The following is a 24886-nucleotide window of genomic DNA, read 5'->3' as shown; positions in this document are numbered from 1 at the left end:
CGTACACGGCTCTGGTGAACAGGAAATTATCCAAACGCCCTTGACCACGGCCCCGCTTCGCGCCACCAAGTGCAAATGACAGACAGTGCCCCCGACAGCCTGATTCCCTATGATGAAATCGTGCAGGAAGCTTTGCGCGCTGTTGTTGGTCGCGTGTTGGGTGGAGTCGAGAAAGACGGCCTGCCCGGCGAGCATCATTTTTACATCACATTCAAAACCCGGGCACCCGGTGTGGATATACCGGATCATCTGATCGCAAAATTTCCCGACGAGATGACAATTGTACTCCAGAACCGCTATTGGGATCTTTCCGTGAGCGATGACCGGTTCGAAGTGGGACTAAGCTTCAACCAGATCAGCTCCATGCTCCACATTCCGTTTGCCGCAATCACCTCCTTTGTCGATCCGGCAGTAGATTTTGCCCTGCAGTTTCAGGTGGAAGAAGTAGAAGGCGATCTGGACGAACATGAACCGGCCGAGAATGACGGTGATCAGGAAAACGCGGCGCCCGCCGAACTGGTCGACGATGGCTCAAATGTTGTGACCGTCGATTTCGGCAAGAAGAAATAGGTTTGACAGAGCGTCATTCCGGCGAGGGCTGGAATCTGCGAAGGTAACGCACACCCTCAATGAGAAACCAGCCTTCGCTGGAATGACGGTGGAGGAACAATGACCCAAACCCGCACAGAAACCGACAGTATTGGTGATATTGAAGTCCCGGAAGATGCCTATTGGGGAGCGCAGACCCAGCGCAGCATCGAAAACTTCCCCTTTCCCCGACAGGAACGCATGCCGATCCGGCTTATCCACGCGTTGGCCACCGTCAAACAGGCGGCAGCACGGGTCAACGGCATACATGGTCTGGACCCGGAAATCGCAGGTGCGATTGACAAGGCTGCCGAAGAAGTTCGATCCGGCGCATTCGATACCCAGTTCCCGCTCACTATCTGGCAGACCGGATCGGGCACCCAAACCAATATGAATGTCAACGAGGTAGTGGCCGGGATTGCCAACGAAAAATTGACCGGCGTGCGGGGTGGCAAGGATCCGGTCCATCCCAATGATCACGTCAATCGCGGGCAATCATCAAACGACAGCTTTCCTACCGCAATGCATGTTTCGGCGGCGTTGGCCCTGGAAGTAGAACTGTTCCCGGCGCTTGAACAATTGCACGATTCGCTGGCCGAAAAAGCGCGAACCTGGGCAGAAATCGTCAAGATCGGTCGCACCCATCTTCAGGATGCTACGCCGCTCACGCTCGGTCAGGAATTTTCCGGCTATGCCGCACAGCTTGTGGCCGCCCGGAACCGGATCGAAGCCACCCTGCCCCGTGTCCTGAAGCTGGCACAAGGGGGGACCGCAGTCGGGACGGGATTAAATGCCCCGGAGAACTTTGGAGAACATGTCGCCCGGGAAATTGCGAAAATCACCGGCCTGAACTTCGTAACAGCACCAAATAAGTTTGCCGAGCTGGCCGCTCATGACACGATGGTCGAACTATCCGGCGCACTCAATGGTCTGGCCGTGTCGCTGACAAAAATTGCCAATGACATCCGCCTGTTGGGGTCTGGTCCGCGGTCCGGTCTCGGTGAACTTGATCTGCCCGCGAATGAGCCGGGTAGCTCGATCATGCCAGGCAAGGTCAATCCCACCCAGTGTGAAATGCTGACGATGGTCGCCGGACAAGTGATCGGCAATCATCAGGCCGTGACCGTCGGCGGGCTCCAGGGTCATCTGGAGCTCAATGTCTTCAAGCCGTTGATCGGTGCCAATATCCTGCGATCCATCGAATTGCTCAGCATCGGCATGTCGAGCTTTGCCGAACGCTGTGTCGACGGGCTGGAAGCCAATTCAGCACGAATATCGGAGCTGGTCGACAATTCCCTGATGCTGGTGACAGCGCTGGCCCCCGTGATCGGTTATGACAACGCATCGAAAATAGCAAAACATGCCCACGCAACCGGCATGACACTGCGGGCGGCGGCGCTGAACCTCGGTTTGGTTGACGAAACCACCTATGATACCCATGTTAAGCCTGACCAGATGGTTGGAAACAAGGCCTAGCCGGGAGTGATATTCATGTCGATTGTCCGCAACATATTTACCTCCGTTGTTGGAAACGAAGCCCGCAAACATGGCAAGGGCAACGGATTGGTCAACTTTGGGATTGGCATGCTCGCCGCCCGGATCGCCACCCGGTCTATCCCCGGAGCGCTGCTGGTGGGCGGCGCACTCGTGGCAAAAACGCTTTATGATCAGTCGAGGGAAGAAGACGAGCTTCCGGCATCCGAAGCGATTATCGATATCGAGGGCAAGCCGGTGACAGAGGAAGCCTGAATACGACACAAGTTTTCTGGCTTTGACGACAAACCAAGCTGTTTTGCGGAATTGGGCTGTGTCATTTTGAACCAATTGCACGAAGCGAACAAAAAAAATGGAACAACCCGCGGCATTCTGTTAACGCGCCGTTAAGTTTGAAATTAACGAATTTTACTTGAGGGGCATATTTATGAAAAAGGCAATTTTCGCTGCACTTATGGCATTTGCAGCAACATCCACCGTCCAGGCCGCAACGGTCTATGACAATGGCGGTCCCGATGGAGTAGGTGGCAATGAAACCACGCGATGGTTCCAGGCTGAAGATTTTTCTCTCGCCGCCGACGCATCCATTGTTTCAGCTGGCGTATATCTCGGTACGTTTGATGGTACACTTGGTGTCTGGGATGGCAGCTTCGAATATAATATCTTCAGTGATGCAGCAGGTACGCCGGGCGCTAGCCTGGCCTCAGGAAGCGTAATCGCAACGACTTCTGACTCCGGAGTTGCTACGGGTTTCGGTACCGGCAACTCGTTCCTGTTTGAATTTGACCTGAATTCGGCTTTCGCAGCAACCGCAGGAACAACCTACTGGTTCAGTATTCACGCGTCGACCGACTTTGACCGCGACGAACTTTATTGGGTTACGAGCGGTTCAAATGGAACCAGCTTCGGCGAAGAAAGTGATGGTGGAACGTTCGATAACTGGTTCAACAACGGCAACGAACACGCGTTTTATCTGAGCGACACGGCTGTAAATATGGGTGCCGTTCCCGAGCCAGCCACATGGGCGTTTATGATCATGGGCTTTGGTGCCGTCGGTGGCGCGATGCGTCGTCAACGCAAAGCAAATGTGAAAGTCAGCTACGCTTAAACGCAAACACAAACGAAATACAAAAAATCCCGCTGGAGGAATCCGGCGGGTTTTTTTGTTGGATCAGTTGATTTCCGCCAACCATCTGTCTTCAAATTCCTCAAACGCTAGTCACATTGCGGACCATATCGGGACAGTCTTTCGATGTTAGACAATTTTACTTGGCAGTCAGCGACCAAGAATTTAAGGGATTGTTAAGGGTCTTTGATTCGCGAGGCGGTAGCGCTTGCGTCCAGGTAAAAACGAGGTTTAGTATGTACAAGAAGTCTATGATGGCGGTTGCGGCTTTGGGCATGGCCGTTGCGGTTGCACCAGCCAATGCAGCAGTCACAATCAGCACGGGTCCTCTCGGAGTGCTCGGCGCGGGCGAGACGATATTCTGTGACGGCGTCACCGATTGTGGCGGAGCCTTGACCGGGACCTATATCAATTTCAACACTTCCATGCCCGGTATTGCTGCTGCAATTCCAGGAAACGGCACTTCTCAGGTTGCAGTACTGGGCGGCGACAGCGCTTCGCTGGCAGTCGGTCAATTGGTTTCAGGATTTTCGTTCGATTGGGGCAGTGTTGATACATACAATACGCTGCGCATCTTCACGAGCGATGGCAATTATGTGATTACGGGTAACGACCTGCCGCCAGCCAATGGTGACCAGACCGATCTGGGAACCAACTTCCGGTTCTCGGCACTGTTTGATTCCGCAACCACTTTGCAGTCGATCGAATTCGCGAGTTCTCGCAATTCATTCGAATGGGACAATGTAGCAATCGCGGCGGTTCCCGAACCAGCCACATGGGCGTTCATGATCCTTGGCTTTGGTGCCGTCGGTGGCGCGATGCGTCGTCAGCGCAAAGCGAATGTGAAAGTCAGCTACGCTTAAACGCAAGCACAAACAAAATACACAAAACCCCGCTGGAGCAATCCGGCGGGGTTTTTTACATCCGGTTTTCCAGCCAGTCTTCCAGCGTTTCATGAAAGTAGCGCATTCGGCTTTCCTGACCTGACAGATAGTCGCGCTTGTATCCGCGGGAATGCAGGCCCAGCTGCTGTGCGGGCCAGATTTCCAGATCCTCGTCAATCGCGGGCCCCGCAGAAACCTCGCCCGCCTTGCCCTGAATATGTTCAGCCGGTGTATCGACAGAGACATGCTCGCGCATCACCCAGGAATAATATTCGGTGGCGCCTTTCGGAAACAAAGTCATGTACCACATATCAAAATAACATTTTTCCGGGTCCGTTTCATGTGGTCGGGCACGCAACCAGATATTGCCATCAGGCTTGAGGCTGAAAGACAGGTTCGGAAAAATCGTATAATGCCAGTTATCGGTCAGCTGATCGTCGTGATAGGTCGAGAAATCATAGCCTTTTTCTTCACCCAGTTTGCGCTTTTGCCGCTGCAGATCTTTGCGGATATTGCGGGTTTTTCCGCCACGATAGTCTTCCGGGTTCAGCTCCCATAAGGCCAACTCGTTCTTTAGCGATTCCAGTGTTTCCTTTTCACCGCCCTTCACGGCTTCGGCAGGCCCTGCACCGGGCATGAACATCCGGCAATGACCTTCCGGATAATGGTCAAACTGGCAATGATGGTGGCTATATTCGATTACGAATTTGGACCCGGGATGAACGAAGGGCACATGATATGACTCGCTGAAATTATCCTGCACCAGTTTCCAGTTGAAATCACCTTCGATCGTCACCCAATGGGTGCGCCGCATATCCTCCATCGGATAGCTGTCAATCTGGTCGGCAATCGGCCCGAGAAACTCTTTCAACGGCACGCAATCCTCGTCCATGTTGAACCAGACAAAACCGGCCCAACTTTCGCAAGGTATCTCGACCAGATTGAGTTTGCCGCAGGGACTGCCCTGCGGATAATCCGCTTCATCCGGGACAGCTTTCAATGTACCTTTCAGGTCATAGGCCCAGCCATGATAAGGGCATGTAAGCCGCCGTGTATTTCCCGACGGTTCCGCCATCAACTGCAGTCCGCGATGCTGGCAGACATTATAGAATGCGCGGATTTTGTCGTCATCCCCGCGTGTACATAATATCCGCTCCCGGCCCAGCGACGTAGTGATGTAATCGCCCTTGTTCTCCAATTCACGCGCCAGTCCGGCGATCTGCCATGTCCGGGTCCAGATCTTGTCCCATTCCTTGTCCATATATTCTTTGGAAAAATAGCGCTCCGGCGTGATCGGATTGCCGCGCAATTGTGGTTCCGGCTGTTTGGATACATCCGCCAGCTGCCGGTTTGTTTCGTGTAGATCATGATCGGCCATGTAAGCCTCCTGCAAACAAGTTCGTCGCCGCCGTTGATAGCAGTTGGGCGCTCAATAGCGGACTGCCCGAAAGATTAGGGTCTGTCTCAGCCAGAAAAGATGCCCCGTCCCGCCAGATGGGCGTAGGAAGCATCTGTCTCTCCGCGAACGCCAAACGTGCTGGGCCCGGGATTGTCGCGGTCAAAGCTGTCTGTCATCGGGCTGGTACTGTTCCAGTCAAACACCGCCTGACGATGCGATATTTTCCAGACGCCGTCTCGCCGTTCGAACCGGTCGAGATAACGTCCGGCGGCGATCATGAACGTTTCTCCATCCGGTCCCTCCAGCGCATGATGGGCAATGAAATAACTCTCGCCAGCAGCGAAATCTCCATCAACTTCGATCAACACCTGCCCAATGACATGCTGTGTCCGTTTCATCGTCGCAAGCACCGGCATCACCCAATCCACAAAATCCCTGGCAGTCCCGACAAACATGCCGTGGTCGTCAGTCGCATCCGGATGGAACAAAGATGCCAGCAATTTGGCATCACAACGATCAATCGCCCGTGCCATCCGGATCACGAGTTCCGCACATTCCAGCTTGTCTGCCATGATCGTCAAACGATCCATAACTGCTTCCCTCTTTTTGCCTGCCCCTGATGCTTCAGAAGAATGATAGAGAATTCGCCCGGCCGGCCATACTGATACATCTGCCAAGGCGCGGACCGAAATTGACAATTGCTATATTGCAATGAGAACATAAATAGAACATAGTACGTCCCAAGGACCCGCTGGACTCTGTTCCAAATCTTCGGCAAAGGCTGCATATGCTGACCCATATAAAAGTAAAAGGTGCCCGCGAGCACAACCTCAAAGGCGTGGATATTGATCTTCCGCGTGAAAAACTGATCGTTATCACCGGTCTGTCCGGTAGCGGCAAATCCAGCCTCGCCTTTGATACGATCTACGCCGAGGGCCAACGCCGCTATGTGGAGAGCCTGTCCGCCTATGCGCGCCAGTTTCTGGAGATGATGCAGAAGCCGGATGTCGAGCATATTGAAGGCCTGTCGCCGGCTATCTCGATCGAGCAGAAAACCACATCACGCAATCCACGATCAACTGTCGCCACGGTCACAGAAATATACGATTATATGCGCCTGCTGTGGGCGCGGGCGGGTGTGCCTTATTCACCGGCTACAGGTGAACCGATTACAGCACAAACCGTCAGCCAGATGGTTGACCGGGTCATGGCGTTACCAGACAAAGCGCGCTTTTATCTGCTGGCGCCTGTCGTGCGTGGCCGGAAAGGTGAATATCGCAAGGAGCTGCTCGAATGGCAGAAAGCGGGCTTCACGCGCGTTCGCGTCGACGGCGAGTTTTACGACATTGAAGAAACACCAAAGCTCGACAAGAAGTTGAAGCACGATATCGAAGTCGTCGTCGATCGCCTGGTCGTTCGCGAAGGCATGGAAACCCGGTTGGCCGATTCCTTCGAAACCGCATTACGTCTGGCGGATGGTCTCGCCTTTGTCGATCTGGCCGAAGGCGTCGTTCCGGGTCGCGAGACGGAGGAAACCGGCACGAAGATGAAAGGCACCGGCCTGCCAGATAATCGCATCGTGTTTTCAGAGCGTTTTGCATGCCCGGTCAGCGGCTTCACCATTGAGGAAATTGCACCGCGGCTGTTCTCGTTCAACGCACCGCAGGGCGCATGTCCCGCTTGTGACGGCCTCGGCGAAAAGCAATATTTTGATCCCCAGCTGATCGTTCCCAATCCCGCGCTATCGCTCAAAAAAGGCGCGGTTGTGCCATGGGCAAAGTCCAATCCGCCCAGCCCCTATTATCTGCAGGTGCTGGGTTCACTGGCACGCCATTTTGAATTCGACCTGGATACGCCCTGGAACGAACTCAGTGAACATCATCGCGACGTCATTCTCAACGGGACGCAGGGTCTGCCCGTCAAACTCCGCTTTCAGGATGGCCGCAAAAGCTATGAAGTGAAGAAGCCATTTGAAGGCGTGGTCGGCAATCTCAACCGGCGGATGCTTCAGACCGAAAGCGCATGGATGCGGGAAGAGCTTTCCAAGTTTCAAGCTGCTGCCCATTGTGAAGTCTGTCATGGCGCCCGGCTCAAACCCGAAGCGCTGGCGGTGAAGATTGCGGGTGAGGACATTTCCATTCCCACGCGCCGAAGTGTTGGCGATGCACTCCAGTTCTTCGAAGGCCTTGGCGCGCAACTCGACAAGGTCCAAAGCCAGATCGCAGAACCGATCCTCAAGGAAATTATCGAGCGCCTCGGCTTTCTCAACAATGTTGGCCTTGACTATCTCAATCTGGATCGAACCAGCGGTACATTGTCCGGCGGCGAGAGTCAGCGCATTAGACTAGCGAGCCAAATAGGTTCAGGACTGAGTGGTGTTTTGTACGTTTTGGATGAACCGAGTATTGGACTCCATCAACGCGACAATGATCGTTTGCTCACGACTTTAAAGCGTTTGCGGGACCTCGGAAACACCGTGATTGTTGTTGAACATGATGAAGACGCGATCCGGACCGCTGATCATATTGTCGATATCGGACCGGGTGCCGGTGTGCATGGCGGCGAGATTATCGCCAACGGGACATTGAAGCAGATTTTGAAAAGCAAGAAGTCGCTAACCGCCGAATATCTCAACGGAACCCGCAAGATCGAAGTTCCAGCCAAGCGCCGCAAAGGCAATGGCAAGAAACTGACCGTACACGGCGCAGAGGCCAATAATCTGCGCAATGTGACGGCGTCCATTCCGCTCGGAACGTTTACCTGTGTGACCGGCCTTTCGGGTTCCGGCAAGTCTTCGCTAACCATCGATACGCTTTATGCGGCTGCAGCGCGAACGCTCAATGGCGCACGCGTGATTGCGGGCAAGCATGAAAAAGTGACTGGCCTCGAATATTGCGACAAGGTTATCGATATCGATCAGTCTCCGATTGGCCGGACACCGCGCTCCAATCCGGCGACCTATACCGGAGCTTTCACCAACATTCGTGACTGGTTTGCCGGCCTGCCCGAAGCAGCGGCACGCGGATACAAGCCGGGACGCTTTTCGTTCAACGTCAAGGGCGGGCGCTGCGAGGTCTGTCGCGGTGACGGACTGATCAAGATTGAAATGCACTTCCTGCCGGACGTCTATGTTACGTGCGAGGAATGTGGAGGCAAACGCTATAATCGCGAGACCCTGGAAGTGAAATTTAAGGGCAAGTCCATTGCCGATGTGCTCGACATGACCGTCGAAGATGCCGTCAGTTTCTTCAAGGCGGTTCCTCCGATCCGTGACAAGATGGCGATGCTCTATGAAGTGGGGCTGGGCTATGTGAAAGTCGGTCAGCAAGCCACGACCCTTTCCGGCGGCGAAGCGCAACGCGTGAAACTTGCCAAAGAGCTGAGCAAACGTTCAACCGGGCAGACACTGTACATCCTTGATGAACCGACGACCGGCCTGCATTTCGAAGATGTCCGCAAGCTGTTGCAGGTTTTGCACCGGCTGGTGGAGCAGGGAAATAGCGTGATTGTGATCGAACATAATCTCGATGTTATCAAGACCGCTGACCACATACTCGATCTCGGCCCCGAAGGTGGCGTTCGCGGCGGCGAGATTGTGGCACAGGGCACACCGGAAGAAGTGGCGAAGGTGAAGGCGAGTTTCACTGGCGGCTATTTGAAAGACATGTTGGGCAAGTGACAAACCGGTCCAGAAGGTTTTTGTTCATTTGCTCCCGAAATCAACTTCGAAGCCCGACAGCCGAGGCTGTCCTGAACCAGGTACCGGGCGTGGAAGCGATTTCTGCTGGCACTAACAACGATGCCGAGACTACGGTTTCAGGAGACCTCATCGAGTGGGCCGACAACATATATGTCATGGAACGAAAGCATCACGCCCGGGTGACTCAAACATTCGCCCCGCTGCTGAAAGACAAGCCAGTTCGCGTGCTGGGCATTCCGGATGACTTCAAGTACATGGATCCGGGCCTGGTTGATCTCTTGAAACGGAAGTTTCCCGAGTGGTTTTCGTGACCTTATGATTTCAGCAGTTTCGCCTGCCACAACAAGATCACAACAGGCACAATCAGTTCGATCCCCATTCCGCTGACCTGCCAGTCCGCCGGTTCGCCGACCGTCATCCAGGACAAGCCTCTGGCACAACCGCCGATAAACCATCCAAGCATGGCAAAACGCATCAGAGCAGCCCTGCCCTTAACATCACCCGCTGACCAAAGGATCATGAGGCCGACAGCCACATAAACACCCGCCAGATAACGATACTGACTGTCCAGCGCATTGATTGCAGGCAATGAGGATGGCTCCGTTACCATCGCCTGCGCGCCGAACAATATACCGGTCCCACCCAGATATAGCGGTATCAAACCGATCAAAATTGTAACAATGCGAAATGCGGTCATAAATGCTCCCCCCTTTGGATCGGCAGGATGTTGCATGTGCCGCGCAAGCTGTCAATTCTGTCGCCAGCGCCATTTCGAACTCTTTTGCCTCAACCGGCTTGACACCAATACATGCTCCCCCGCACTAATGTTCCCCATGAAACTCAGTCCGCATTTCCATCTCAGCGAATTCACCGCTTCGCAAACCGCAACCCGGCTGATGATCGACAACACGCCGGGGCCAGATGAGATTGCTGCGATGAAGTTGCTTTGCGAAAAAGTGCTCGAACCGGTGCGGGAAAATTATGGCAAACCGGTCATGATTTCCTCCGGATATCGTAGCAAAGAACTCAACCGGGCCCTGATGGGGTCTCGCAGTTCACAGCATATTCGTGGTCAGGCAGTCGATTTCGAGATTGCCGGATTGTCCAACCTGACAATCTGCCGCTGGATGGAGCGGCGGCTCAATTATGATCAGCTGATCCTTGAATTCTACACCCCGGGAGAGCCCGCCAGTGGCTGGGTTCATGTCTCGTACCGCGAGCCATATCGCAATATGGAACTGACGGCGCGGCGCGTGGTCAGAAACGGACGTCGGACAACGGAATATGTGAACGGAATAGTCGGCTAAAGTTTGCCCAACTCACATTTTCGAGCCACCAGTATCGGTCGCAACGCCCAATAGGCGGCAGGTGTCCGGTGGATCGGGATATTGGGATAAAGATGATGGACAATATGATATTCCATGCCGGACGTCAGCAGGTTGCCAGCCCAGCTTTTGAATGCGCGCGTGTTGGTATAGCGTCCGGTTTCCCTGGCAGGATGGTGCGGCATCCAGCTTAGCACCAGGCGGATATAGGTCAGTCCCAAATGACGCGGTACAAACCATAGCAGCAGCGCTTCAATCGCAAAGCCGTGCCAGGCACAGGCAAACATGATCGCAAGAAACAGAAATTGCGTCATTGCCGCCTCGCGCAGGGCCCTGCGACTGTCCACCGTGTCCATTTCCCGCAGCACTTCGACATAACGCGCCACACCGCCTTCGCCCCGCGGTTGACGATTGCGAACCGACTTCCAGAGAAAATGGAGCGCACTGCGGGCGCTGGTCGAATAGTCGGGATCCTTGTCGGGAACATTGCAATAGCGATGGTGGCCCAGATGGGTGATTTTGAAAGCACGATAGGGCCCGGCCAGCGGAATCAGCGAAACGCGCCCGACCAACTCGTTCAGCCAGCGCAATTTTGTCCCCGGCCGTGCGATATTGTCGTGCTGGGCCTCGTGACTGGGGAGTAGCGCAATAGAGGCGCACAGAATATTGACCAGACAACCAAGCCACAGCGGAATCATATCCAGCATCACCAACGGCCACATCATCAGAAAGGCTGCCGTATTGCCAATGCCCCATATCACTGGCGTCCACGGTGTGCCGCCTCTCTTCCCGCCATGAAAGCGATATGCAATGCGGCGTTCCAGACGGCGCAGTTGCCGGTCAGATAGTCCCGCCAAATCCAGTCCTGTCAGATCCTGCTCCGCCAGTGCATCGATCGATTCTGCATCCAGAGCTGCAGGATGAGCGAGCATGCTGGCGGGAGAGAGCGGTTCTGCAATACTCACCATAGCCACGTTCCCCGAATCTGGGCGTAAAGTCCCCAGACACCGCCGAGAATGCAACCAAATGCCAGCGGAGACAGACCCATTGGTGTTGTCCAGCCGGCAACGTTAATGATCTGGGCAGTCAGCGGCGCAAGAAAACCCAGCCCCCACATCAGGGGTGCAAATGCAAAGATTTTGGCAACCACCGCTTCCATAAAGCCACATCCGCCTGTTTGAACGCCCGACAATATGCACCCCGGGGCAGCGGTGCAAGCGGATTAACCTGTACTGGAAGCTAGCGCCGAGCGGATCGTTGGCGGGACAATAGAGCCGATATGAATTCGCGATATGTTCCGGAATTTCTCGTGTGGGAATGATTTATGTGCATTGCGGCAGTTTTACAGTCGGTTTGCTCGCGATCGCAGGAATGATCGACAAGAGCGTTCTCGTGTCCGCTTTGGGCGCAAAAACGGACGCTGGGATTGTACCAAAACGGCACATAGGTTGCTGTAATGGAAGTCCAATTGCGCGGGATACCGATATCTGTTAATGTTCCGTTAGGGTTTGCACAATTTTTTCCGATTGATTGTCTACTGGCTAGCAATCGGAAACTGGGGAAAATCATGAAAAAACTTCTAATTGCTTCAACGGCGCTGTCATTTGCGTTTGTTGCTATACCAGCGTCTGCAGCTACCTTGTTCGCATTGGATAATGGAAGCGATACTCTAGTCTCGATTGATACGACAACGAATGTGTTTACTGACATCGGCGCATTAGGCACCGATGCGAATTTTGGTGACTTGGCTTATGGGAATAGCACGCTCTATATGCTTGGTGGGCGAAACAACGAGAATTTGTACACTGTCGACACAGCTACCGGAGCAGCAACTTTGGTCGGAAATCACGGAATTGGTGATTTGTTCGGACTCGCTTTCGATGCATCAACAGGAAAATTATACGCTTCTCAATTCCTAAATGGAGGAGGTTTTTACGAGATCGATGCCAATACAGGGGCAGCAACGCTTGTTGGGAATACTGGCACACGGATCGGCGGTATGACTTATCGTGGAGATACCAACCAGTTGGTTGGAACCAATGATGGCACTGGTGACTTTTTCGGTCTTGATCCTGCGAACGGCGATCAAACCTTGCTGGGTGGCGATGGCTTTGTAAATAATAGTGATCTGGCATTTGATGGAGATTTGGGCGTTTATTGGTTGTTAGATTTTAGTGGGGATTTTTATCAGTATAACGCAGACACGTTATCCCGGACTTTGATTTCCAACACGGGCCGCCAATTTGATGGATTGGCCTATACAGGCTCGATTGGGACTATGGGTGCCGTTCCTGAGCCAGCAACCTGGGCGTTCATGATCTTTGGCTTTGGTGCGATCGGGGGAGCGATGCGTCGTCAGCGTAAAGCGAATGTAAAAGTCAGCTACGCCTAAAGTCCCAAAAGCAAGTTTACCCAAAGGCCCCACTGGAATTTTCTGGTGGGGCCTTTTGTTTGCAAGTTAGTGTCCGCTTTCGGGATAAAGCGGACATTAGTTGCGGTTGTATTGATATGCATTCACGGTACGCAGACTCAGGAACATTCAATGATGTGAGAATTTTTATGGACCTCGAAGAGAGTTTTTCGGTAATATTCGCAACCGCACCCGATGAGGAAAATTTGATCGCAGAGCTGTATGCCCAAGATCAATGTGTAACCGAAATCCGTGCTGATGACCTCAACGATTTTGACGTTAGGTTTGTTGATCACAAGGGAAAGAGCTTGGGTGAGTTAAAGCTCTCTCGATTAGAGAGTATGATTAAAAGAGCAAAAGAAGGTCTGCGCTAATGTCCGCTTTCGGGATATAGCGGTCGCACGGCAAATTTCCGCCTTGGCCGAAAAGCGACAAAGCCTCTGATCTGCGACCGACCCACTTGCCGGTTAGCCAGCTGCAACGCTCTTTACATTGATCTGCTTGTGATCTGCTTTGGGAACCGCATCTTCCAGATCCGGCTTTTCGGCATTCTCAACACGGTTCCGACCATTGGACTTGGCTTTGTAGAGCGCAGCATCGGCTCTTGCGAACAGCTGCTCATAGCTCTCTCCATCCCGCGCTGTGGCTACGCCAAAACTCGCAGTCAGACGGATATTGTCGCTCAGGCCGGGATGCTTGAGAATTGCGAATGCCTGCCGGATCCGTTCGGCCAAACGATGAGCCGGATCATTTTCGCAATTCCAGACCGCAATGCAGAATTCTTCCCCGCCGATCCGTCCCGCCGTGTCGCATCCGCGTACCGTGTTTCCGATGAGTTCGCCAATGCCCGTGATCGCCTGGTCTCCGGCCTGGTGCCCCCAAATGTCGTTTACCTGTTTGAAGTGGTCAATATCAGCCACCACCAGGCTGAGCGGATAACCCTCCGCCTGCGCTCTTGGAAAAATATTTTGCATCGATTCTTCAAACGATCCTCGATTGCGTAACCCGGTGAGCACGTCTCGTTCACTGCGTTCGCGCAGCGTGATCGCCCATTCGGCGATCGTTGCCCCGATCAAGACCATTGCCGTGGCGATCGATTTCACCCCGAGAACAAGGCCGATGAGCGAGTAATAGATGGAGTCCCGATAGACCGCCGCAGGGATCGACTGTTCAAACAACAGGGTCAAAGTAGGCCGGATGAAGAAATCGGCGGCCTGAAATGCCATGACCGCTATAATCGCAACATCGAACAAGTTTCGACGCTGCGCCGCAAGAAGCGTCGTCACGCCCATGGCGAACATGGCCCCATAGCCGATATTGACGATGACCAGTCGCGGACCGACATCGTCGGACAGGCTTACCGTCAGCCCCAACACCAATGCACTCGTTACATAAACGATGGCCAGGCTACCCAGATGGATTCGCTGCCCGACCCGCTCGCAAACCGATGCCAGAAACAAGGTCACGCCAAGACTGTAAAATGCCTGTGTTGCATGAAACAGGTAGAATGCGTCGCCGGGCAGGAAATGGGTGATCAGGAATCCAGATGCGAACAGGACATAGGAAATGGCAAAGCCCAGCACGTGCCATCTCATACGCCCAGCACGCCAGAAAACCGCGAATGTCGCCGCAAAAAACAGCGCCATGAGCGGCGTTACCAATCCAAGAATTTGTGTTTGCATTTACCCGCTGCGCTCCCGTGCCTCGGGTTAGGTCAATTTGGTTAAAGTGGTCTTAAGGAATCGGGTTCCGCCTCTTTTCCGTCGCATCAGATACTGCCTGTCAGAAAACGCTTGCGGAACAGCGCCATCGGTTCGACCGCAGGGATGCTGGATCGCGTAATCCATGATCCAGCTTGTTTGATGTAGCGCAATGATTGCCGCTCTGTTGCATGATATTCCAGACACAGAGCCTGACAAAAGGCCGATTGGAGGGGAATATGACGAGCAAGAGTGGACAAGCTCCGATCGCGCCTGGTGCAGTTGCGAGCGATCTCACAATCAGTGACCTTCGCGCGGCACTCGCAGCGGGATGGCGCGATTATCGGGCATATCCCGCATTCGGGCTGTTCTTCGCATCGATCTTCGTGATTGCAGGGATATTTCTCTATTTCGCGCTTTTTGTCCGCGGTGAAATCGCGTGGCTGGTTCCGGCAGCAGCAGGGTTCCCGCTTCTCGCGCCTTTTGTAGCGGTCGGTTTATATGAAGTAAGCCGTCGCCGCGAAGCGAGCCTGCCAATGAGCTGGCGAGCCATACTCGGCGCCATGCGCGGGCGCGGTGATGAACAGATATTGAGCATGGGTGTGATCCTGTTTGTCGCGTTCGGGTTCTGGCTGATGGTAGCCCATGGCATTTTTGCGGTTTTCGAAGCTGAATCCGGGATCAAGTCAGATTCCGGCGAGCTGTTTCGCACCAGTGCGGGCATCATGATGCTCGTTGTGGGCACGATCGTTGGCGGGCTGATGGCGCTAGCCTTTTACGCAATTACTGTCATCAGCCTGCCCATGCTGGTCGATCGCAAGGTCGACTTCATCACGGCGATCATCGTCAGCCTGGCAACCATGCGATCGAACAAGCTCATCATGCTGGCCTGGGCGGTGGTGATTGCGATCATCCTGTTTGTCTCGATGCTGCCAATGTTCTTGGGCCTTCTGGTTGTCCTGCCGGTGTTCGGTCATGCAACATGGCATTTATATCGTCGCGTTGCAGGCAACACCAAGACATCTGAGCCGCAATAGAAGCTGTTCGGCAACAGCCTGACAACGCCCGATTTCTTGCGCTTTTTGCGTTAATCCAGTTAGCAGTTTGTTAACCATAAACATTTATCCTTTGCTATCCCGGGCCGGGTTGTGCCCGGAAAGGCATGGAGGAGGATGCAATGGCGGAGCAGCGCAAGCAGGTATTGTTTTATTTGCCTGTTGTCACGCCATGGTGGTTTTCCAACATCATTATCCATCTGATCCGGATCATGGCCAATGCGCATGATGTCCACGTGCTGGTCCCGCCGCGGTGGCGCAATACCGGTCTCGCGGAAGAACAACTCGATCTGATCGCTGATCTCTCGCATGTAAACTGGGTCGTGCTGGACGGCCCCGACCATCATCGGTTGCGGACCGATGCCAGCGCAGAAGAGGATCTCATTGCGCTGGTTGCGGAACTGGAGCCTGACCTTGTTCTGTGTCGCAGTTCCGATATCAAAACTCCCGCCCGCTTCCCCGGTCTCGTCCGCTACATTATGGAAGGCGGGGCGCCACCGGCTCGCACGGGAGCAAACTGGATCACTCTGGCACCTGCCCTGTTCGATCATGGCATGATACCCGACCTTTCGCCGGAACATAGCGAGCGACTGGACAAATTGGCCGGCCCGATATGGGCACAGATGCATCAGCAGACCGCCCTGCCCTCTCGCGAGGAGTTTCTCGCGCTGACCGGGTTGCCATCCGACAAGACACTGATCGGACTGCCGCTGGAATATGAACATGAAGAGAATTTCTTTGGCCAGCATCATCGTTATCCAGATAATGCAGCCATGATCACGGCGCTGGCGCCGATGCTGAAAGGCAACAGCATTCTCGCCGTCACCAATCATCCACTGAACGAGCTATATGGTGATAACCGCGCTCTGGAAGCTGCGATTGCGGATCAGAACGGCAAAGTCCTGATGATCAGCGGTTCGGAAGACGCCGGACAATCGACCCTGGCGCTGAGCTGGCACAGCGATGGCATGATCGTTGGCAATTCGAAAAGCTGGTCCGCATGCGCCGCATTTGGGACACCGGTGATGCGACTTTCAGATTTTGCAACGGGTGACTGGTTGCAGCCCTACAGTGCAATCACTGATTTCATTGCCGACATTGATCAGTCTGTGGCACGGCGAGCCGATCCGATTGCAGCCCGGCACTGGTTTACCTTTCACCTCGCCAATAATGTTTTTGACCCGGCTGATCCCCAACTGGATGCGCGGGATATTATCAATCGCATGACCCACGCCGTTGATCCGGCGCGCTGGGATTCCGCTCTCGCACGCTACCTCTCTCAGCCCACGGAGAAGGCGGCATGACTAAATAATCTCACCGAAAAACCTTTATCCCCACAAAAAGGCCAACCCTCATGTATGATCTCGCAGTTATAGTCCCCGTCCGACGTGGCAGTTCTCGCATCGCCGAAAAATGCCTTTTGCCATTTGGAAACCAAAACACATTGATCGAATGGAAATTGGCCCAACTGTGCAAAGTCATCGAACCGCACCGCATCTATCTTTCGAGCGAAGATGAAGAATTTCTGGAACTGGCGGATCAATTCGGGGTGTCGCGCCATCGGCGGGCTCGGCATCTGGCCATCGATCATATTGCCCCTTTTCGCGACGTCATAACCGGCATCGTTCGGGATATTCCGCATACTCATATCGCATGGTCGACCGTCGTGTGTCCCCTCATGGCTCCTCAGGAATATTGTGATGCTTTCCGAGCCTATCATGAAAAGGTAATCTGCGGGGACAAAGACTCCCTGCTTGGCGTCAACCTGATGAAAGAGTATTTCTGGTCTCGTGACGGAGCGCTCAACTATGAAGCGACCCGCAATCATACCATTTCGCAGGATCTGCCGGACTGGTTCAAGGTCACCAACAGCATCTACATGGCCCCGCGCCAGCAAGTTCTCGCACGTGAATATTTTGTGGGAGATGATCCGGTGCTGCAATCGCTATCCAAACTCGCCGGTGTCGATATCGATTATATCGAAGACTATCGCATCGCCCAGGCTCTCTATGCGGTTTATGCCGAAGACGGTCTGGACGCTCTCACTCCCTCAACTCAAATAGACTGGAATTCCCATGACCCCGACCTCCCTGTCGCAATATGATTGCATCTTCTTTGATTTTGATGGCGTCATCGCCGATTCCGTAGATGCCAAAATCACGGCATTCGGCGCGCTTTATGATGAGTTCGGGTCAGAGGTCCGTCAAGCGGTAGAGGACTATCAACGAGCGGTTCCCGGCGAGACCCGGTTTGACAAAATTCCCCGTTTTCATCGGGATTTGCTGAACATCAATCTGACAAAAGAAGAAGTTTTGCACTGGTGTGACAAACTGTCTTCGATCGTCCTTGACGAAGTCGTGAAAACCGAATTGCTGCCGGACGTTCCCGAAATATTGTTCATGCTGACACGGCGCGGTATTCCTGCGCATATCGTGTCTGGCACACCGCATGATGAATTGCAGATCATTGTCGATCGCAAAGGCCTGGGGCCGTTTTTCCGGACAGCGCGCGGCGCACCCGAAAAGAAGGCTTCTATTGTCGATGACATCATGCACACTGCAGGACTGGGGGCAGATCAGTGCCTGTTTGTCGGAGATGCGATGACGGATTATAACTGTGCTGTGGAATGTGAGATGGCGTTTCTGGGGCGAGTTACTCCGTCAATGAATCCATTTCCACAAGGTACCCGCGTCGTCAGCCAGCTCGGCGAATATTTCCTCGCCGAGGAAACAGAGCAAGCCAGATCGCAAACAACCCGCAGCAAGGCGGCCTGACTGTTCCAAAGTTCGACCGGGTTTAAGGTTTGGCTGAAGCTGCGGCAGCCGCCTGCCTGAACACGCGCATAAAATTGCCACCCCAGATTTTGGCTATGTCCTGCCGGGAATATCCGCGCTCCACGAGGGCCGCTGTGACGTTCGATGCTTCGCTGGCATCGTTGAAACCCGCAACCCCGCCACCATGATTGAAATCAGTGCCGATGCCCACATGGTCCACTCCAATACGTGCAACGATATAATCAATATGGTCGATCATTCTGTCCACAGAGCCCGGCCCGATCACCTTTCGCATTGCCATCAGAAACGCCAGGCGCTTTTTCGGATCCGGGATTTCCCAGTAGAGTTCATAGGGATATGCCCAGGCCTCCGGAATGCCGGCGTTACTGCGAACCTGGCGAATGGATTCCAGCAATTCGGGGTCGGACAGGTCAACCAGATAAGCCCCGAAAGACGCGATATGAATCACCCCGCCATTGGTTCCGATCCGGTCAATTTCTTCATCGGACAAGTTTCGGGAAACATTGGACAAGGCCCGGACGTTCGAGTGACTGGCAATCACCGGTGTGGTGCTGATGTCGAGCGTCTGCAGCGTCGCCGCCTTTGACATTTGCGAGATATCGACCACAGCTCCCAGTCGATTGATCCGACGCACCGCGGCCTTGCCCAGATCCGACAGACCGCCATGTTCTTCCGTCACTTCATAGCTTCCGGTTTCGCCATTGAAGAAGGGCCGTGAGCTGTCTGAAAAATCGTTGTGCCCCATATGATTGAGCCCGAATACCCGGACACCGGCCCTATAATATCGATCCAGTTCCATCACATTTCCGCCCAGAGCCCGGGCATTTTGGAAGCCAAGAATCAATACGGTCTTGTCATTCGCATGAGCCATCTCGATCGCAGCCGGCGAACTCGCGAGTGAAACATTGTCTGTACTGCGCGCCAGCTCTGTTATCGCCGCGAGCTTTGCTTCAGCCTCGGCTTTGGCTGCAGCATCACCCTGCATCGTTCGCGGACCGGGACCCACCGCAATCGCCATTACAACGGCGTCCATACCTCCGGCCTGCAGCTTTGAAATATCTGTTTTGGGCAGCCCATCACTGGCCAGATAAGTAGATGATGTCGACGGCAGCACAATATCGGCATGCGCGTCCAGAACCAGAACTTCCTCATGGATATCGCGGGCCAGTTCCAGAGGATCAGAGCCTGCTTCCGGCTGTGACAAGGTTGTGCCGGCATATTGGCTGGTCGAACAAGCTGCCAGCAGACTGGCCGCCGCAGCGGCGACGAACCAATGAGGAACAGTCCCGATCTTTTTGAAATTACTGCTTGTCATATTGGCTCCCCAGATTGGTTTGATGGCAACACTAGGTGGTCCGCAGTCCAGGCACAAGCGCCACCGGATCTTGCCCCCCATCAGGGGCCAAACGGGAAGTCGAAAACAAAACGAGGCCTGGCAGCCGGGTCGCAAATACTGCCAGACCTCGCCACACCGCGAGGAGCAGTGCGGCGGCGCCACCCGTTTAACAGAGATAGTTTCACCGGATCGGCCCCGCATCATCCTGCTATCGCAAAACTATCATCCGTCAGGTGATCTGAATCACGTACGGACATTTTTTTTCACAGCTTCGGGAGGGGCTTTCGAAAAATCCTGTGGCCCAAAAACGAAAAGCCCGATGGGCGGGTCGCTAACCATCGGGCTCCTCATTACGATAGGACAAAGTATGCTAATGCTTACGATGTCTTAAACCATATATAGCGCATAAAGGTGAATAGAGTGTGATCAAAGTCACTTATATTTACATGTCTTTACACATTGTTAGAATATTTTTACAAACCCTTAAATTATAACGATTTTTGAGATATTTTGGAGAATTATAGCTGCAAGAAACCCGCCGGATTTTGGGTCAATCGGGTCGCAATATTGACCTAGTCATCCGACGAGTTTGCAGGGGATTATCCGGAAAAAACAACAGTCCGGATGGTGCGATACTGCAGCCCCCACAGAACTCTGTTTCACTGGCAGTATCGCAGCTATCAATTAGCATGGTGCGATTTGCCTTTTGTGATGTACATCACTTGTCCATAAAAATTTTGCTGGAGCAAGAATCTCTTTCCACAATTCCAAAATGTTTCGGCATTCCGACATCTTGAAAGCAAAAAAAATGGGAGCCGATCCCCAAACGAATTCAGGTTTCGGCTCCCACTGCGCCTGGTCAGGGATACTGTCCTCTTGCGATTCCAGAATCCGCGTTTCCGGCGTCCGGTTTCCGGGCCAGTATCGTTGGTGGTTTTCGGTTTTCCGTGCCGTCGCTCGCGCGCCGTAACTTCGGTTTCAAACCCGATACTGGTCCAGTCACCCGATGATCTTTGTCAATCTCTTTTACTTTGGCTTGCGCCTCTGCTTCCGTGATTTTCTCCAATCATCAATCGAAAGATCAATCTGTCTTTCTTGCGAAAAACAATCTGTTCGTTTCGACTATCTTCCAGTTTGTCCTCGCTCCAGCGGGTCATTGCTGACGGGTCGCCGGTTTGCCTTCATTCCTTCCGATAGATTTTATATCGCATGAAGTTCCGAGTCGGACCAAATGGCAAAGCTGGCTTTATCCACAGATCACAAAGTAAGTTGTGGACAACTACTGCTTGAGTTGTGGAAAACCAAGCTGAGCGCATATGCTGCATTTTTTGGGGCTTACCGATGGTCCGGTCTTTCATGTTCGGGAGGGGATATTGAAAGAACCGGACCGTCGGAGCAATCCCGGCATCGCTTGGGAGGAGGATGCTATGGCCGGGATCGAATTGTTGAGTAGTTTAAACCTGAACGCTTGATACCAGCACAATGCTGCTGACGGTCAGGGCGGCTACTATATTGAAAAGCGTTTTCATGGATTTTCTCCTTATTGTTAAAAACGCCGATCAAACATCTCTTTTCCTGCTTCACTTGTAGAGTTTAAATGGTGGTCAAGCCGTTAAGTTGCAATTGAAAACGGGGTATTATTAGTTGCATTATTTGCAACTAATAATACCCCGTTTAAGTCTGTCGGAAATCCGAAAAACTATATTTTTCAGATCTTTACTAGAATATGCCTTTCAGCAATTTCTTGCCCTTGCTGAGAGGGTTACTCCGAAAATTGGCTTCTTCATTGGCGATATAACTGAAAATCCCGTCCATGGCCTGATCAGTGACGCTATCCGTCAATCCATCCCTGGAAAAATCTGCTCCGGCCAGGGACCCCAGACGGGACACGCCGCCGAGTTTCGCCATCTGCTTGTAAGCACCAACTTCTTCCAGTGCCTTTTCAACCAGCGGACGAATTTTCACGGCAAGCTCTTCACCTGATGTCTTGCGCAGATAATCAGTACCACCGGATCCCCCGCCCGTTACGATACCTACGCCATCAGTCAGCGTAAGATTGTCGATGGCCGACCGGAAAATCGGCTTGGCCTCAAGCGCGGCCTTGCCGGCGGCGTCATTGAGGTCTCTCGTGATATCCCGCGTCAGTCCCGCCTTGCTGGTAAATCGCAGAATCTTCGATGCGTTTTTCAAAGGTCCGGGAAGCAATATCCGAACAGCCTTGTCCGCATAAAAGGCGCCAGGCTGTGACAATTTGTCAAGCGCACCGTCTGATGCATCTCCCAGCAGGCTCTTGACGCCCGTACTCTGCGCATGCGCGGCGGTTGCCAAGACAGGGGAGACGGACAAAGGTATGACAGCAATAGCCACCGCCAGTGCAGTTCCTGTTGTGTGGATTGGATGTTTCATGGCCTGTTTCCCCTCATTGATTGAAGAGACTCTAGCATAACAGACTGGGCGCTACCTGAACAGCAGCGCCCGGTCCGGTAAAAGCTTGTAAAATGGCACAGGTAAACCCGATGTGTCAGAATTACGGGCTATTGCGCTTCGGTGAACTCCAGCTTGCCTTTGGTTTCGTCTTCGGACACTTCGCTCAGGCTCAGCATGAACGGGTCGCCATCATCCGTTTCACCGGACAGGGTCGTCCCATCTTTAGAAACGGTAAAATCCTCTTTCGCCATCTTGGTCTCAAACCATGGCAACAAGACGTCAGTGCCTGCGGGTGCAACAAAATCAAGTATGACCTTGCCGCCCTCGCCGTCAACATCTTCGATCTTCATTCCGGTCACCTTGGTTCCCGGATAAAGGGTGACATTGTTGAGGTCGAAATCGTCGCTGTCGATTGATATCGACGGGATATCAACATCCAACGAAAACCCTTCGGCCTTTATTGAAAATTTGCCCTCTTCATCCTCGGTACCGATCGTGATGCTGCCTGAATCGCTTTCACTGTCTGAACTGCGTTCCGAGCAGGCCGAAAGAAGCAGGGGCAATGCTGCGAAGGCTGCGAATAATTGCTTGGCCATGAATTTATCTCCATACTGTATTGTATAGATAATACAGTATGGAGATGTCAGGTCAAGTCCCTGAAGGACTATGCGTCGATGGAACTTCCGGGATTGGCTGCGTTAACAACGCCGCCATCGACCGGCAACGTCGAACCAATCACATAATCTCCCGCGGAACTGGCAAGGAATATCGCTGCCGAAGCCATATCCTCAGGCCGGCCGATCCGGCGTGCAGGAATTCCTGGCGCGACTGCATCCCCATGATCGCGCGCGGCCTTGTTCATTGTCGATGCAAACGCACCGGGAGCAATACCCGTCATGATTATGTCTTCCTGAACAAGCTTGGAGGCCATCTTGCGGGTCAGATGAATAACAGCCGCTTTTGAAGCCTGATAGCTGTAGGTTTCCCAGGGATTGACCTTCAAGCCATCGATCGAAGCGATGTTGATAACCTTTGCGGGTTGCTCGAAACTTGCCGCTGCCTTTAGCTGCGGGTGCAAGGCCTGGGTTAGAAAAAACAGGCCTTTCACATTCGTATCCATGACCTTGTCCCAGCCAGATTCAGGAAAGGTCTGATATTCTTCTCCCCAGGCGACACCGGCATTATTGACCAGTATATCCAGTTTGCTTTCCTTCTCGGCAATAGCTGCTGCCAATGCCTTGCATCCTTCTACAGTCGAAATATCGCCCTGAATATAGATGCAATTGTCGCCAAATTCCGCAGCCGCAGCTTCACCTTGATCGGCTTTGCGGCCAGAAATATAGACTTTGGCTCCCTGTGCCAGAAAACCCTCGGTGATCATTTTGCCGATTCCGCGCTGCCCGCCGGTGACCAGCGCTACGCGCCCTTCGAGCGAGAAGAGTTTGTTAAAATCCATCATCAATTCCTTTTAATACCCGTGCATCTCGGCAACGAGGTTGGTGTGATAATTGGCATCACCCATAAATTCCTGCAAAGACCGGTCGCGCTTCATGTATAGTCCGATATCATATTCATCGGTCATCCCGACACCGCCATGCATCTGAACGCCTTCCTTGACCGAGAGTGACGTTGCCCTGCCCACTTTCGCTTTGGCCACAGAAACCATGAGTTCAGCACTGGCCGCGCCTTCGTCGAGCAATTGCTGCGCTTTCAATACGGTTGCTCTCGCAATTTCCATTTCACTGTAAAGATGTGCAGTACGATGTTGTAGCGCCTGAAAACTACCAATAATCGTATCAAACTGCTTCCGACCTTTGATATATTCTACCGTGATATCCATGGCTCCGGACCCAACGCCCAGTGCCTCAGCTGCCGCACCCGTTCTTCCGGCATTGAGCAAGCGCTTGAGCACCGCATCGCCGTCGTCAACTTCACCAACCACGGCATCGGCATCAACGAGCACACCATCAAATTCGACATGGGCCGCCATGGCACTGTCCACCAGTCTCACATTGTTGCGGGACAGGCCTTTGGCATCTGTATCAACCGCAAACACGGTCAGGCCTTTTTCATCACCAGCTGCACCACTGGTGCGGGCAACGACAATTAGCGTGTCCGCTGATCCACCCTGCACCACGAACTGCTTTTTACCATCCAGCTTGAACCCGTTCCCTTCCCTGGCTGCCGCCATGGAAATCTGATCCGGGCGATGTTTGGCACTTTCGTCGACGGCCAAGGCCACAACAGTTTCTCCGGCAATAATCCCAGGAAAATATTTTTCTCGCAATGCCTTACCGCCAGCGTTCAAGGCTTCTACGCCGGCCACAGCTGTGGTCAGAAACGGAGATGGGGTGAGATTGCGGCCAATCTCTTCCAGTACGACGCCGGCTTCGGCGTGGCCTAGTCCAAGGCCGCCCTCGTCTTCACCGATCAATATGCCCGTAAATCCCATTTCTGCGAACTGTTTCCACAACGCATGCGAAAAACCGTCCTTGCATTCCTTGTCCCGAAACTCTCTGAAATGGGCCACACCGCCCTCGGTCTTCATAAAATCGGCTGCGCTATCCTGCAGCATTTTCTGGTCGTCATTCAAATAAAGCGGCATCGCTTCGGATCCTTCTGTTATGGTTTTTCAGTTTGAACGATG

The 24886-nt window shown here is 53.3% G+C and carries 25 protein-coding genes; 14 read left to right on the top strand and 11 right to left on the bottom strand.

Annotation, left to right across the window (positions count from 1 at the left end; translation table 11 throughout):
- Window positions 1-75 precede the first annotated feature (75 nt).
- The 5 genes from ABJI30_RS03970 (at window position 76) to ABJI30_RS03950 (ending at window position 4071) form a co-directional block, all read left to right on the top strand.
- The gene (locus tag ABJI30_RS03970) at window positions 76-570 is read left to right on the top strand and encodes a ClpXP protease specificity-enhancing factor SspB (protein WP_348015608.1); all 495 of its coding nucleotides are present in this window, start codon (window positions 76-78) and stop codon (window positions 568-570) included.
- A gap of 99 nt (window positions 571-669) precedes the next feature.
- Window positions 670-2064, top strand: coding sequence for a class II fumarate hydratase (fumC, locus tag ABJI30_RS03965; RefSeq protein ID WP_348015607.1), 1395 nt, complete (start codon window positions 670-672; stop codon window positions 2062-2064).
- A 15-nt stretch (window positions 2065-2079) separates the two neighbouring features.
- Window positions 2080-2337, top strand: a complete 258-nt coding sequence (locus tag ABJI30_RS03960; RefSeq protein WP_348015606.1) for a hypothetical protein — start codon at window positions 2080-2082, stop codon at window positions 2335-2337.
- A gap of 172 nt (window positions 2338-2509) precedes the next feature.
- Entirely contained in the window at window positions 2510-3190 is a 681-nt protein-coding gene (locus tag ABJI30_RS03955) for a PEPxxWA-CTERM sorting domain-containing protein (RefSeq protein ID WP_348015605.1), read from the top strand.
- A gap of 254 nt (window positions 3191-3444) precedes the next feature.
- Window positions 3445-4071, top strand: coding sequence for a PEPxxWA-CTERM sorting domain-containing protein (locus tag ABJI30_RS03950; protein WP_348015604.1), 627 nt, complete (start codon window positions 3445-3447; stop codon window positions 4069-4071).
- 55 nt (window positions 4072-4126) lie between these two features.
- Here ABJI30_RS03950 and ABJI30_RS03945 read toward each other — a convergent pair whose 3' ends face one another.
- Both ABJI30_RS03945 and ABJI30_RS03940 read right to left on the bottom strand, forming a co-directional pair.
- Window positions 4127-5470, bottom strand: coding sequence for an SRPBCC family protein (locus ABJI30_RS03945; RefSeq protein ID WP_348015603.1), 1344 nt, complete (start codon window positions 5468-5470; stop codon window positions 4127-4129).
- Window positions 5471-5556: 86 nt separating this feature from the next.
- Window positions 5557-6081 (bottom strand): nuclear transport factor 2 family protein, encoded by a 525-nt coding sequence (locus ABJI30_RS03940; protein WP_348015602.1) that lies wholly within the window; start codon window positions 6079-6081, stop codon window positions 5557-5559.
- 197 nt (window positions 6082-6278) lie between these two features.
- On the opposite strand from ABJI30_RS03940, the gene uvrA reads away from it, so the two are divergent.
- Window positions 6279-9170 (top strand): excinuclease ABC subunit UvrA, encoded by a 2892-nt coding sequence (gene uvrA / locus ABJI30_RS03935; protein WP_348015601.1) that lies wholly within the window; start codon window positions 6279-6281, stop codon window positions 9168-9170.
- 89 nt (window positions 9171-9259) lie between these two features.
- Window positions 9260-9502 (top strand): phosphotyrosine protein phosphatase, encoded by a 243-nt coding sequence (locus ABJI30_RS03930; RefSeq protein WP_348015600.1) that lies wholly within the window; start codon window positions 9260-9262, stop codon window positions 9500-9502.
- 2 nt (window positions 9503-9504) lie between these two features.
- Here ABJI30_RS03930 and ABJI30_RS03925 read toward each other — a convergent pair whose 3' ends face one another.
- A complete protein-coding gene (locus ABJI30_RS03925; RefSeq protein ID WP_348015599.1) occupies window positions 9505-9888 on the bottom strand; it encodes a DUF4345 domain-containing protein in 384 nt (127 codons plus the stop codon).
- Between the two features lie 136 nt (window positions 9889-10024).
- Here ABJI30_RS03925 and ABJI30_RS03920 point away from each other — a divergent pair, with 136 nt between their 5' ends.
- The gene (locus ABJI30_RS03920; protein WP_348015598.1) at window positions 10025-10498 is read left to right on the top strand and encodes a D-Ala-D-Ala carboxypeptidase family metallohydrolase; all 474 of its coding nucleotides are present in this window, start codon (window positions 10025-10027) and stop codon (window positions 10496-10498) included.
- On the opposite strand, the gene ABJI30_RS03915 is transcribed toward ABJI30_RS03920, so the two are convergent.
- Both ABJI30_RS03915 and ABJI30_RS03910 read right to left on the bottom strand, forming a co-directional pair.
- On the bottom strand, window positions 10495-11484 hold the full coding sequence (locus ABJI30_RS03915; protein ID WP_348015597.1) for a fatty acid desaturase: 990 nt from the start codon (window positions 11482-11484) through the stop codon (window positions 10495-10497). The two genes, ABJI30_RS03920 and ABJI30_RS03915, sit on opposite strands and share 4 nt — an antisense overlap.
- Entirely contained in the window at window positions 11478-11708 is a 231-nt protein-coding gene (locus ABJI30_RS03910; protein WP_348015596.1) for a hypothetical protein, read from the bottom strand. Before ABJI30_RS03910 ends, ABJI30_RS03915 begins: the two co-directional genes overlap by 7 nt.
- A gap of 375 nt (window positions 11709-12083) precedes the next feature.
- Here ABJI30_RS03910 and ABJI30_RS03905 point away from each other — a divergent pair, with 375 nt between their 5' ends.
- Window positions 12084-12908, top strand: coding sequence for a PEPxxWA-CTERM sorting domain-containing protein (locus ABJI30_RS03905; RefSeq protein ID WP_348015595.1), 825 nt, complete (start codon window positions 12084-12086; stop codon window positions 12906-12908).
- A 167-nt stretch (window positions 12909-13075) separates the two neighbouring features.
- Entirely contained in the window at window positions 13076-13300 is a 225-nt protein-coding gene (locus ABJI30_RS03900) for a hypothetical protein (RefSeq protein ID WP_348025373.1), read from the top strand.
- 93 nt (window positions 13301-13393) lie between these two features.
- Here ABJI30_RS03900 and ABJI30_RS03895 read toward each other — a convergent pair whose 3' ends face one another.
- Complete coding sequence (locus ABJI30_RS03895) at window positions 13394-14608, bottom strand: GGDEF domain-containing protein (protein WP_348015593.1); 1215 nt, start codon at window positions 14606-14608, stop codon at window positions 13394-13396.
- A gap of 257 nt (window positions 14609-14865) precedes the next feature.
- On the opposite strand from ABJI30_RS03895, the gene ABJI30_RS03890 reads away from it, so the two are divergent.
- From ABJI30_RS03890 to ABJI30_RS03875, 4 genes are all read left to right on the top strand, one after another.
- Window positions 14866-15663, top strand: coding sequence for a DUF2189 domain-containing protein (locus ABJI30_RS03890; RefSeq protein ID WP_348015592.1), 798 nt, complete (start codon window positions 14866-14868; stop codon window positions 15661-15663).
- A gap of 125 nt (window positions 15664-15788) precedes the next feature.
- Window positions 15789-16985: a hypothetical protein gene (locus tag ABJI30_RS03885; protein ID WP_348015591.1), complete on the top strand. Its 1197-nt coding sequence runs from the start codon at window positions 15789-15791 to the stop codon at window positions 16983-16985.
- A 50-nt stretch (window positions 16986-17035) separates the two neighbouring features.
- A complete protein-coding gene (locus ABJI30_RS03880; protein ID WP_348015590.1) occupies window positions 17036-17785 on the top strand; it encodes a hypothetical protein in 750 nt (249 codons plus the stop codon).
- Entirely contained in the window at window positions 17757-18455 is a 699-nt protein-coding gene (locus ABJI30_RS03875; RefSeq protein ID WP_348015589.1) for an HAD hydrolase-like protein, read from the top strand. The genes ABJI30_RS03880 and ABJI30_RS03875 overlap by 29 nt, the downstream gene beginning before the upstream one ends.
- 22 nt (window positions 18456-18477) lie before the next feature.
- On the opposite strand, the gene ABJI30_RS03870 is transcribed toward ABJI30_RS03875, so the two are convergent.
- From ABJI30_RS03870 to ABJI30_RS03850, 5 genes are all read right to left on the bottom strand, one after another.
- Window positions 18478-19791, bottom strand: a complete 1314-nt coding sequence (locus ABJI30_RS03870) for a membrane dipeptidase (RefSeq protein ID WP_348015588.1) — start codon at window positions 19789-19791, stop codon at window positions 18478-18480.
- Window positions 19792-21531: 1740 nt separating this feature from the next.
- Window positions 21532-22218: a DUF4197 domain-containing protein gene (locus tag ABJI30_RS03865; RefSeq protein WP_348015586.1), complete on the bottom strand. Its 687-nt coding sequence runs from the start codon at window positions 22216-22218 to the stop codon at window positions 21532-21534.
- 128 nt (window positions 22219-22346) lie between these two features.
- Entirely contained in the window at window positions 22347-22835 is a 489-nt protein-coding gene (locus tag ABJI30_RS03860) for a hypothetical protein (RefSeq protein ID WP_348015585.1), read from the bottom strand.
- 68 nt (window positions 22836-22903) lie between these two features.
- Window positions 22904-23695 carry an SDR family oxidoreductase gene (locus ABJI30_RS03855; protein WP_348015584.1) on the bottom strand — a complete coding sequence of 264 codons (792 nt, stop codon included), beginning with the start codon at window positions 23693-23695 and terminating at the stop codon, window positions 22904-22906.
- A 12-nt stretch (window positions 23696-23707) separates the two neighbouring features.
- Window positions 23708-24844, bottom strand: a complete 1137-nt coding sequence (locus ABJI30_RS03850; protein WP_348015583.1) for an acyl-CoA dehydrogenase family protein — start codon at window positions 24842-24844, stop codon at window positions 23708-23710.
- Window positions 24845-24886 lie beyond the last annotated feature (42 nt).

Origin of the sequence: Parasphingorhabdus sp., assembly GCF_039968395.1 — a bacterium.
In the GTDB taxonomy this organism is placed as follows: Bacteria; Pseudomonadota; Alphaproteobacteria; order Sphingomonadales; family Sphingomonadaceae; genus Parasphingorhabdus.
This window is presented reverse-complemented; position numbering and strand designations above follow the sequence as displayed.

Coding starts and splice junctions, on each gene's coding strand:
- ABJI30_RS03970 (WP_348015608.1), top strand. CDS start 76: ATGACAGACAGTGCCCCCGACAGCCTGATTCCCTATGATGAAATCGTG.
- fumC (WP_348015607.1), top strand. CDS start 670: ATGACCCAAACCCGCACAGAAACCGACAGTATTGGTGATATTGAAGTC.
- ABJI30_RS03960 (WP_348015606.1), top strand. CDS start 2,080: ATGTCGATTGTCCGCAACATATTTACCTCCGTTGTTGGAAACGAAGCC.
- ABJI30_RS03955 (WP_348015605.1), top strand. CDS start 2,510: ATGAAAAAGGCAATTTTCGCTGCACTTATGGCATTTGCAGCAACATCC.
- ABJI30_RS03950 (WP_348015604.1), top strand. CDS start 3,445: ATGTACAAGAAGTCTATGATGGCGGTTGCGGCTTTGGGCATGGCCGTT.
- ABJI30_RS03945 (WP_348015603.1), bottom strand. CDS start 5,470: ATGGCCGATCATGATCTACACGAAACAAACCGGCAGCTGGCGGATGTA.
- ABJI30_RS03940 (WP_348015602.1), bottom strand. CDS start 6,081: ATGGATCGTTTGACGATCATGGCAGACAAGCTGGAATGTGCGGAACTC.
- uvrA (WP_348015601.1), top strand. CDS start 6,279: ATGCTGACCCATATAAAAGTAAAAGGTGCCCGCGAGCACAACCTCAAA.
- ABJI30_RS03925 (WP_348015599.1), bottom strand. CDS start 9,888: ATGACCGCATTTCGCATTGTTACAATTTTGATCGGTTTGATACCGCTA.
- ABJI30_RS03920 (WP_348015598.1), top strand. CDS start 10,025: ATGAAACTCAGTCCGCATTTCCATCTCAGCGAATTCACCGCTTCGCAA.
- ABJI30_RS03915 (WP_348015597.1), bottom strand. CDS start 11,484: ATGGTGAGTATTGCAGAACCGCTCTCTCCCGCCAGCATGCTCGCTCAT.
- ABJI30_RS03905 (WP_348015595.1), top strand. CDS start 12,084: ATGAAAAAACTTCTAATTGCTTCAACGGCGCTGTCATTTGCGTTTGTT.
- ABJI30_RS03900 (WP_348025373.1), top strand. CDS start 13,076: ATGGACCTCGAAGAGAGTTTTTCGGTAATATTCGCAACCGCACCCGAT.
- ABJI30_RS03895 (WP_348015593.1), bottom strand. CDS start 14,608: ATGCAAACACAAATTCTTGGATTGGTAACGCCGCTCATGGCGCTGTTT.
- ABJI30_RS03890 (WP_348015592.1), top strand. CDS start 14,866: ATGACGAGCAAGAGTGGACAAGCTCCGATCGCGCCTGGTGCAGTTGCG.
- ABJI30_RS03885 (WP_348015591.1), top strand. CDS start 15,789: ATGGAGGAGGATGCAATGGCGGAGCAGCGCAAGCAGGTATTGTTTTAT.
- ABJI30_RS03880 (WP_348015590.1), top strand. CDS start 17,036: ATGTATGATCTCGCAGTTATAGTCCCCGTCCGACGTGGCAGTTCTCGC.
- ABJI30_RS03875 (WP_348015589.1), top strand. CDS start 17,757: ATGACCCCGACCTCCCTGTCGCAATATGATTGCATCTTCTTTGATTTT.
- ABJI30_RS03870 (WP_348015588.1), bottom strand. CDS start 19,791: ATGACAAGCAGTAATTTCAAAAAGATCGGGACTGTTCCTCATTGGTTC.
- ABJI30_RS03865 (WP_348015586.1), bottom strand. CDS start 22,218: ATGAAACATCCAATCCACACAACAGGAACTGCACTGGCGGTGGCTATT.
- ABJI30_RS03860 (WP_348015585.1), bottom strand. CDS start 22,835: ATGGCCAAGCAATTATTCGCAGCCTTCGCAGCATTGCCCCTGCTTCTT.
- ABJI30_RS03855 (WP_348015584.1), bottom strand. CDS start 23,695: ATGGATTTTAACAAACTCTTCTCGCTCGAAGGGCGCGTAGCGCTGGTC.
- ABJI30_RS03850 (WP_348015583.1), bottom strand. CDS start 24,844: ATGCCGCTTTATTTGAATGACGACCAGAAAATGCTGCAGGATAGCGCA.